Consider the following 7,423-nt stretch of genomic DNA (forward strand, 5'->3'; position numbering starts at 1 on the left):
AGCTAATGAAATAGCGACCGGCGCGGTCTTGGGACACGGTAACGGTGCTGGGGGCTGACGGAAGCACGCGGCTCCAGCGGATGCTGAGGGGTTCCTGGCACTTGGCCAGCGTGATCTGGCCATTGCGATACGCAAACGCCGAACTGGCAAAGGTGACGGACTGCCGCTGCTTCTTTGACTTGAATCGCGGGTATCGTGCGCGCTTGGCAAAGAAGTGCTTGAACGCCGATTGTTGATGGCGCAGGCATTGCTGCAAGGGCACCGAACTGACCTCGGCCAGGAACGCGGTTTCCGGTGCCTTTTTCAGTTGCGTCAAGAACGCACTGGCATCGTTGTAGCCGACCTTTTCCTGACGCTGATAGAACGCATCGGTGCGATAGCGCAGCACCGCGTTCCAGACAACCCGCACGCACCCAAACGTCCGCGCCAGCAGGATTTCCTGCTCGGGCGTCGGGTAGAATCGGTACTTGTAAGCGCGTTCGGTTTTCATGATTTACAGTTTAGTATCATTTGCGTAAGAACACAAGGTGCCCTCTCGGACGCCGCGCTTGTATCCTCTCCCTTCGCGCTACGCGACTCAGGAAGAGGTATTACGCGCTTTTAGATAAGCCATCGGCTAGTCGGCTAGATAAAAGTTGTGTATCGTTATTGTATCGTTTTTCAAGGTCGAAAAACTAACTTCTCGGCTACTTTATATCTCATGCATAAGAAGTCCTTTCTGCCGCAAAAAATCTGTCCGGTTTGCCAGCGACCTTTTTCCTGGCGCAAGAAATGGCGCAATAACTGGGACGGGGTAATCTACTGCAGCAAGGCCTGTCGCAGTCATGGTGTCCGAGAAACTTTCAGTGAGACAAACACCCATGGCTAAAACCCTGAGATTGATCCTCGGTGATCAGTTGAATGCTGCGCATTCCTGGTTTCAGCAACAAGACGATGATGTCCTGTACCTGCTTGCTGAATTGCACCAGGAAGCCAGCTATGTGGTGCACCATATCCAGAAACTGGTCGGCTTTTTTCTGGCCATGGAAAACTTTGCCCGAACGCTGCGGCAGGAGGGTCATCGGGTCGAGTATATGACGCTGGATGAAACCACAAACTACAGGGATTTGGCGGCCCTGATTCAGGCAAAGGTCCGGGAGCATCAAATCGAGGTTTTTGAATATCAGCTTCCGGATGAATACCGTCTTGATCGGCAACTTCAGGAAATTGCGCAGCAACTGAAATGCTCTGTGCAAGCGGTTGATAGTGAGCACTTCCTGACGGGGCGTGATGCCTGGCAGAAGTATCCGCATCACCGCATGGAGTATTTTTATCGCCAACTGCGCAAGGAGGCTCAGGTGCTGATGGATGAAAACCAGCAGCCCCTGGGTGAGCAGTGGAATTTTGATCAGGAAAACCGCAAGGCTCTGCCAAAAAAACTGGTCTTGCCCGAGCCTTTGGTTTTCGCACATGAGGTTATGCAAACTGTTGAGCGTATCCAGCGTCATGGCCTCAAGAGCTTGGGCCAGGTGGAGGCCAGTGCCTTTATCTGGCCGGTTACCCGCGAGGAAGCCTGCCTTCTGCTGAAGGATTTTCTGGCGCGCTGTCTGGCCAATTTCGGACGCTATCAGGATGCACTGACCGATCGGGGCTGGAGCCTCTACCACAGTCGGCTGTCCTTTGCCCTGAACACCAAGATGCTCCGCCCGCTGGAAGTCATCCGAGCCGCTGAAGATTATTGGCAGACACATCAGGAGGAGATCACGCTGGCACAGATCGAAGGCTTTGTTCGCCAGATATTGGGCTGGCGTGAATTTGTGCGTGCCCTGTATTGGGAAAAAATGCCTGAATATGCCCAGCTGAACGGACTGCAAGCGCAAAGAGATCTGCCGGACTTCTACTGGGATGGTCAGACACACATGGCCTGCATGCGTCAGGCCATCGGCCAGTCGCTGGAATTTGCCTATGCCCACCATATCCAGCGTTTGATGGTCACCGGTAATTTCGCGCTCCTGGCCGGTATCCATCCTGATCAGGTGGATGCTTGGTATCTGGGGGTTTATATCGATGCTATCGAATGGGTGGAATTACCCAACACCCGTGGCATGAGTCAGTTTGCCGATGAGGGCTTGCTGGCCAGCAAGCCCTATGCAGCTTCCGGCAATTATATCAACAAGATGAGTGACCATTGCTCAGGGTGCTTTTATCGGGTCAAGGAGAAGTCCGGGCCGCGATCCTGCCCCTTCAACAGCCTTTATTGGCATTTTCTGCATCGCCATCGGGACAGGTTGCAGAAAAACCCTCGGATGAAATTTCCCTATGCCAGCTGGCGCAAAATGGATGTGGAGCAGCAGCAGTTGATTTTGACAACAGCTGAGCAGCATTTACAGCAATTAAATCAACTGTGATGTTGGGCAGCCGAGGAATGACGGGGGAGCAAGCGAAAGCCACTGTGTGACGCGGGTAGCAATGATAAGGTAGAGGTTCCGCTGAGTTTCAGGAGGACGTCATGGTCTACAGGCACGGGATGAGAGTGCTGGCGGTAGCCGCAATGCTGGTACTGAGTGGGTGTGGGGGAAATAACGATGCAGTGGATGAAGCACCGGAGCCACAGCCTGAGCAGCAAAGCGAGGTGGTGACGCCTGAGTCGGAGGAAGCTGTCGAGCCTCTCGAGGTGGCGGTCTCGTTGTCGGTATCGCTGCGTAATGACCGACGCTTGGTGGTGGAAGGTGAGACAAACCTGCCGGATGGCGCACGTCTGCAAGTGGTGGTGGAACATAAATTCAACCGTGTGAGCTGGCAAGCACGTACAGAAGTGGAGCAGGGATATTTTGTTGCCGGACCGTTCGGCTCGAGCACTGGGTTAGCGGACGGCGAGTACCAGGTTCGTGTGCAGCTCTCCGAAGCCAGTGTTCAACCTGACACGGTGCAGCAGCGTATCGGGGAGCAGGGCCAACATCTGGCTGGGGAGCTGGTAAGAACTTCAAAGCATGGCTTGGGGCAAATAGCGGTTTATACCAAGGGCTACATGATTGGCAGTGAGTCGCGTCGGTCCCAAAGCCAGGCCGAGGTGATCGAAGATCCCACTTGAGGGTCTTTATGGCGCAGCGGAAGGCTGCCAACGACCTAGCAAAATAGCGCGAATGGCGTCTGTCTGGGGCGGTTGTTCGAGATACTGCATATCAAAGCGCTGCCCGTTTTCCACGACATAGTGACCGGGCTGATGAAATTCACGAGTAGGTCCGAGCAGGCCGAGTTCGCCTTCCTTCAACGGCGGGAAAGAGTTCTTGGGAGCCGGCGTGACGATAAAACACGCTTGTTGCCATTGAACTGCCAACGGCAGATAGGGGGGGAGCTGAAACGCTGCCTGTTGCGGTTGTTGCCAAGGCAAGGGGCCTTCGTGACAGAGAGGCAGCAAAGCCGGTGAAGCATCGCCTTCCAGTAAAGTGGCAAGCGAGCATTCCAGAGCCCCAGCCAACGCCACCAAACGTTCATGGCCTATCTGCTTGATGGCTCCGGATTCCCAATAAGAAACCGTCACGTCCGACACACCTACTTTGCGGGCAAGGGCAGCCTTGTTGAGCTTGGCCCGAAGTCGTAACTGTTTGATGCGGGAGCCTAACGATTCCATCTTTTTATCCTGTTGCTGAGCCAGGGGAGGCTGGGTGTATAGTCACGAGAAAAGTGAAGGGAAAAGCATTCTTCTTGGTTCGCTTAATACCCGATCGCTAATCCCTGCCACACCGCATAGACGCAAGATAAGCGCAATAAAGTGAAGTGCAAGGCGTCAGATTTTAAGAGACATGCCTGCTTTTTTGTGCTCTTCCACGCATTTTGTGCTTAAACGCGCATCCAATGCAACCCTTCCCATGTAACCTTGGTTGCATGACTAAGACTTTAGTTTTCTTTAGTGGTTCCCCCTTCGTGGCTTTTGGTTGATGGCTGGGTGCGTATAATGTGGCCTACGCAAAATATGCTCTCAACAGGACGTCACTATGACCGTACGCACCCGGATTGCGCCTTCGCCCACAGGCGATCCGCACGTTGGCACCGCCTACATTGCCTTGTTCAACCTGTGCTTCGCTCGCCAGCATGGTGGGAAGTTCATTTTGCGCATTGAGGATACCGATCGAGTTCGTTCGACACCTGAGTCTGAGCAGATGATCCTTGATTCGCTCAGTTGGCTGGGCCTTGAGTGGGACGAAGGCCCCGATGTGGGTGGGCCGCATGGCCCTTATCGGCAGAGTGAGCGGGGGGATATTTATGCCCGCTATGCCCAGCAACTGCTGGATGAAGGCCATGCGTTTGTCTGCTATCGCACCAGTGATGAGCTGGATGAACTGCGTGAGACACGCAAGGCGGCCGGTATGCAACTGGCGCTGAAACCGGCTGACCTGGCGCTACCTGACGAGGAAGTGGCGCGACGCAAGCAGGAAGGCTGGCCTCATGTGGTGCGTATGCAGGTGCCTACCCAGGGAGTATGCGTGGTCCAGGACATGCTGCGCGGAAAGATAGACGTTGAGTGGGCGCAGGTAGACGCTCAGATACTGCTCAAGTCCGATGGCATGCCCACTTATCACCTGGCCAATGTGGTGGACGACCATCTGATGGGTATCACCCATGTGCTACGGGGTGAAGAGTGGATCAATTCGGCACCCAAGCATCAGTTGCTGTACGAGTATTTTGGCTGGGACATGCCGCAGTTGTGTCATATGCCTCTGCTGCGTAATCCGGATAAATCCAAGCTTTCCAAGCGCAAGAATCCTACCTCTATCAATTATTATCGCCGTATGGGCTTTTTGCCGCAGGCCGTGACCAATTATCTGGGCCGGATGGGCTGGTCTATGCCGGATGAACGGGAAAAATTCAGCCTGGATGAAATGATGGCCCAATTCGATATCCAACGTGTCTCCCTGGGAGGGCCGGTATTCGATCTGGAGAAGCTGACCTGGCTCAACGGGGTATACCTGCGCGAAGACCTGGACGACAGCGCTTTTCTCAAGGCACTGATGGACTGGGCCTTCAATGAAGCCTACGTGAGCAAGATTCTTCCTCAAGTACGCCCAAGGGTGGAGACTTTGGCTCAGGTAGCGCCATTGGCGGGTCATTTCTTCTCGGGGCTGCCTTCGATCACTAAAGAAAGCTTTTCTTCGGCGAAGCTGGAAGACGAAACTCTGGTCAAGCTTCTGCAGTTTCTGGTGTGGCGTTTCGAAAATGTTCCTGCATGGCACAAAGATGCCCTGCTCGAAGAGGTCAAGACATTGGCCGAGTACTTCGAGCTCAAGATGAAGGCTTTTCTGGCCCCTGTGTTCATCGCGATTACCGGCTCTTCCTCGAGCACATCGGTCATGGATGCAATGGCAATTTTAGGCTCCGATGTTACTCGGGCACGGTTACGACATGCCATCGAAGTGCTGGGAGGCGTCTCCAAGAAACAGGCCAAGCGTTTCGAGAAGGAATATCGCGACCTGTAAAAACATAACAAGAACTCGTTGCACGACTATTGACGAAGGCGGGCGTAATCAGTACTATACGTTCCGTCTTCAAGGCATGTGGGGCCTTAGCTCAGCTGGGAGAGCGCAACACTGGCAGTGTTGAGGTCAGCGGTTCGATCCCGCTAGGCTCCACCAAACGTTTTGTCGAAGACCCTTTCTACATTTTGTAAAGCGTCTTACCACGTCCCATTCGTCTAGTGGTCCAGGACACCGCCCTTTCACGGCGGTAACAGGGGTTCGAACCCCCTATGGGACGCCATTAACTTGCAGTTTCCTCCTCTTGTTTCTCAAGGCTTGCCTGCCAAGTCCTGATGCCAAAACGTTACCTATCATTGCTGCGCCTCAAGGTGAATTTTGAGACGCTTATATTGCTATGCGGCGTTCTCTGGTCATGTTGCCCGACTCCTCTTGTTTTTAGATTTTTTGCCTGCCGAAAGCCATTTTTATGCAAATTTCGGCTTGACTTGTCCACTTTTTCTGTTTGCGCTAAATGCGTTATGCACAAGTGGTTTTTAAAATTCCGCTACCAGTGAAATTTAGTTAAATCGTTTAAAAACAAAGAGTTATATTAGATCAAAAAATGACCAATTTAAGGCTGGGCCACTGAACATGGCGATTGTGGGGCGTTGTGTAATGGTTATGAACAGGGTTATCCACAGATAGTGTGGAAAACCCTGTGAGACGTGGTTCGAAGGCGAAAAGTGCCCGGTTAATCTCTTGGGCGTAAGCGTTTGAGTAGGGAGGAAGTATCCCAGCGACCACCTCCCATTTGCTGCACGTCGGCGTAGAATTGATCCACCAGGGCGGTCACCGGCAAGGTCGCATTGATCTGTCTGGCTTGCTCTAGACAAATCGCCAAATCCTTGCGCATCCAATTCACGGCGAAACCGTGATCGTAGCTATCTTCAATCATGGTTTTGTGGCGATTGTTCATCTGCCACGAGCCGGCAGCACCCTGAGAAACCACATCGATGACTTGCTGCCTGTCGAGTCCGGCCTGTTCGGCAAAATGCAGGCCTTCCGCCAATCCCTGAACCAGGCCGGCGATACAGATCTGATTGACCATCTTGGTCATCTGGCCGCTGCCGGCGGGGCCCATCAGTGTCACGGCTTTGGCATAATGCTCAAGAGAAGGGCGCACATGAGTGAAGATTTTCTCATCACCGCCGCACATGATCGTCAAGGCGCCGTTTTCCGCCCCTTGCTGTCCCCCTGAGACAGGGGCGTCGATAAAGTGAACGTCTTGCTTGCGACAGGCAGCATCCAGTGATTCGGCAAGGTCGGCGGAAGCAGTGGTGTGATCGACGAGCACCGCGCCCTCATGCATGCTGCCCAGGACGCCATCTTCAGCAATGGTGACCTGGCGAACGTCGTCATCATTTCCCACGCATACCAAAACCAGGTCAGCACCTTCAGCCGCTTCACGGGGCGTGGCGTGGGCGCTGCCGCCATATTCGGCTACCCAGCTGTCGGCTTTTGCTGCAGTGCGGTTGTACACACGCAGGCTAAGCCCCACCTTGGCGAGATGGCCAGCCATGGGGTGGCCCATGACGCCCAGGCCGATAAAGGCAACGGTTGTAATGTCACGCATGCTCAAGCTCCTGTTGAGTAATTCATCGTTTTGCGCGGGAAACCCGGTTGCTTTAGCGCCGGGAGGGATAGCGCGTCGTGCGCAGCACGACTCGGGGTTCCCTGTCCGCGCCTCCTTTAGTGTTGAGTCGTGGGTATCTGATGGTAGCCGTAGCCATCGCCGCGTTGCAACAGAGTGCAGTAGGGCCAGGAGATGCCCTGTACCGCGCCCTGTTCGGTTTGAATATTGAAACTGCCAGTCTTGCGGATGGCCACGCGACCCGTATGCGTGCCGGCCTTCTTGCCGGTCGGGACAATTGCCCTGACCCTATCGCCGGTCTGAAAACCTTGTACTTGCTTCTGGCGCATCAGGTAGCCAC

7 protein-coding genes, 2 tRNA genes and 1 pseudogene are annotated in these 7,423 nt (G+C 54.1%); 6 read left to right on the forward strand and 4 right to left on the reverse strand.

Translation table 11 applies throughout. From position 1 onward, the window contains the following. The coding region (locus DU506_RS20135) for an RNA-guided endonuclease InsQ/TnpB family protein (protein WP_147273798.1) at nt 1–490 on the reverse strand (490 nt) is incomplete at its 3' end. Between the two features lie 210 nt (nt 491–700). Here DU506_RS20135 and DU506_RS20140 point away from each other — a divergent pair. From DU506_RS20140 to DU506_RS20150, 3 genes are all read left to right on the forward strand, one after another. Further along, nucleotides 701–868 carry a DUF2256 domain-containing protein gene (locus DU506_RS20140; protein WP_114488644.1) on the forward strand — a complete coding sequence of 56 codons (168 nt, stop codon included), beginning with the start codon at nt 701–703 and terminating at the stop codon, nt 866–868. Next, the gene (locus DU506_RS20145) at nt 861–2,387 is read left to right on the forward strand and encodes a cryptochrome/photolyase family protein (RefSeq protein WP_114488645.1); all 1,527 of its coding nucleotides are present in this window, start codon (nt 861–863) and stop codon (nt 2,385–2,387) included. Before DU506_RS20140 ends, DU506_RS20145 begins: the two co-directional genes overlap by 8 nt. A gap of 101 nt (nt 2,388–2,488) precedes the next feature. After that, nucleotides 2,489–3,070, forward strand: coding sequence for a hypothetical protein (locus DU506_RS20150; protein ID WP_114488646.1), 582 nt, complete (start codon nt 2,489–2,491; stop codon nt 3,068–3,070). A 6-nt stretch (nt 3,071–3,076) separates the two neighbouring features. On the opposite strand, the gene DU506_RS20155 is transcribed toward DU506_RS20150, so the two are convergent. Next, a complete protein-coding gene (locus DU506_RS20155; RefSeq protein WP_114488647.1) occupies nt 3,077–3,610 on the reverse strand; it encodes a helix-turn-helix domain-containing protein in 534 nt (177 codons plus the stop codon). Nucleotides 3,611–3,974: 364 nt separating this feature from the next. Here DU506_RS20155 and gltX point away from each other — a divergent pair, with 364 nt between their 5' ends. The 3 genes from gltX (at nt 3,975) to DU506_RS20170 (ending at nt 5,733) form a co-directional block, all read left to right on the forward strand. Beyond that, a complete protein-coding gene (gene gltX / locus DU506_RS20160) occupies nt 3,975–5,453 on the forward strand; it encodes a glutamate--tRNA ligase (RefSeq protein WP_114488648.1) in 1,479 nt (492 codons plus the stop codon). Nucleotides 5,454–5,533: 80 nt separating this feature from the next. Further along, nucleotides 5,534–5,609: transfer RNA gene (locus DU506_RS20165), tRNA-Ala, on the forward strand. A gap of 48 nt (nt 5,610–5,657) precedes the next feature. Beyond that, a tRNA-Glu gene (locus tag DU506_RS20170) sits at nt 5,658–5,733 on the forward strand. Between the two features lie 450 nt (nt 5,734–6,183). On the opposite strand, the gene DU506_RS20175 is transcribed toward DU506_RS20170, so the two are convergent. Both DU506_RS20175 and DU506_RS20180 read right to left on the reverse strand, forming a co-directional pair. Then, on the reverse strand, nt 6,184–7,065 hold the full coding sequence (locus tag DU506_RS20175) for an NAD(P)-dependent oxidoreductase (RefSeq protein ID WP_114488649.1): 882 nt from the start codon (nt 7,063–7,065) through the stop codon (nt 6,184–6,186). A gap of 116 nt (nt 7,066–7,181) precedes the next feature. Next, nucleotides 7,182–7,423, reverse strand: a pseudogene (locus DU506_RS20180) (RNA-guided endonuclease IscB); the annotation flags it as partial.

Source organism: Vreelandella rituensis, assembly GCF_003336665.1.
GTDB lineage: Bacteria > Pseudomonadota > Gammaproteobacteria > Pseudomonadales > Halomonadaceae > Vreelandella > Vreelandella rituensis.

Excerpts from the sequence above, each read along its gene's own strand:
- DU506_RS20140 (WP_114488644.1), top strand. The coding sequence starts at position 701 with ATGCATAAGAAGTCCTTTCTGCCGCAAAAAATCTGTCCGGTTTGCCAG.
- DU506_RS20145 (WP_114488645.1), top strand. The coding sequence starts at position 861 with ATGGCTAAAACCCTGAGATTGATCCTCGGTGATCAGTTGAATGCTGCG.
- DU506_RS20150 (WP_114488646.1), top strand. The coding sequence starts at position 2,489 with ATGGTCTACAGGCACGGGATGAGAGTGCTGGCGGTAGCCGCAATGCTG.
- DU506_RS20155 (WP_114488647.1), bottom strand. The coding sequence starts at position 3,610 with ATGGAATCGTTAGGCTCCCGCATCAAACAGTTACGACTTCGGGCCAAG.
- gltX (WP_114488648.1), top strand. The coding sequence starts at position 3,975 with ATGACCGTACGCACCCGGATTGCGCCTTCGCCCACAGGCGATCCGCAC.
- DU506_RS20175 (WP_114488649.1), bottom strand. The coding sequence starts at position 7,065 with ATGCGTGACATTACAACCGTTGCCTTTATCGGCCTGGGCGTCATGGGC.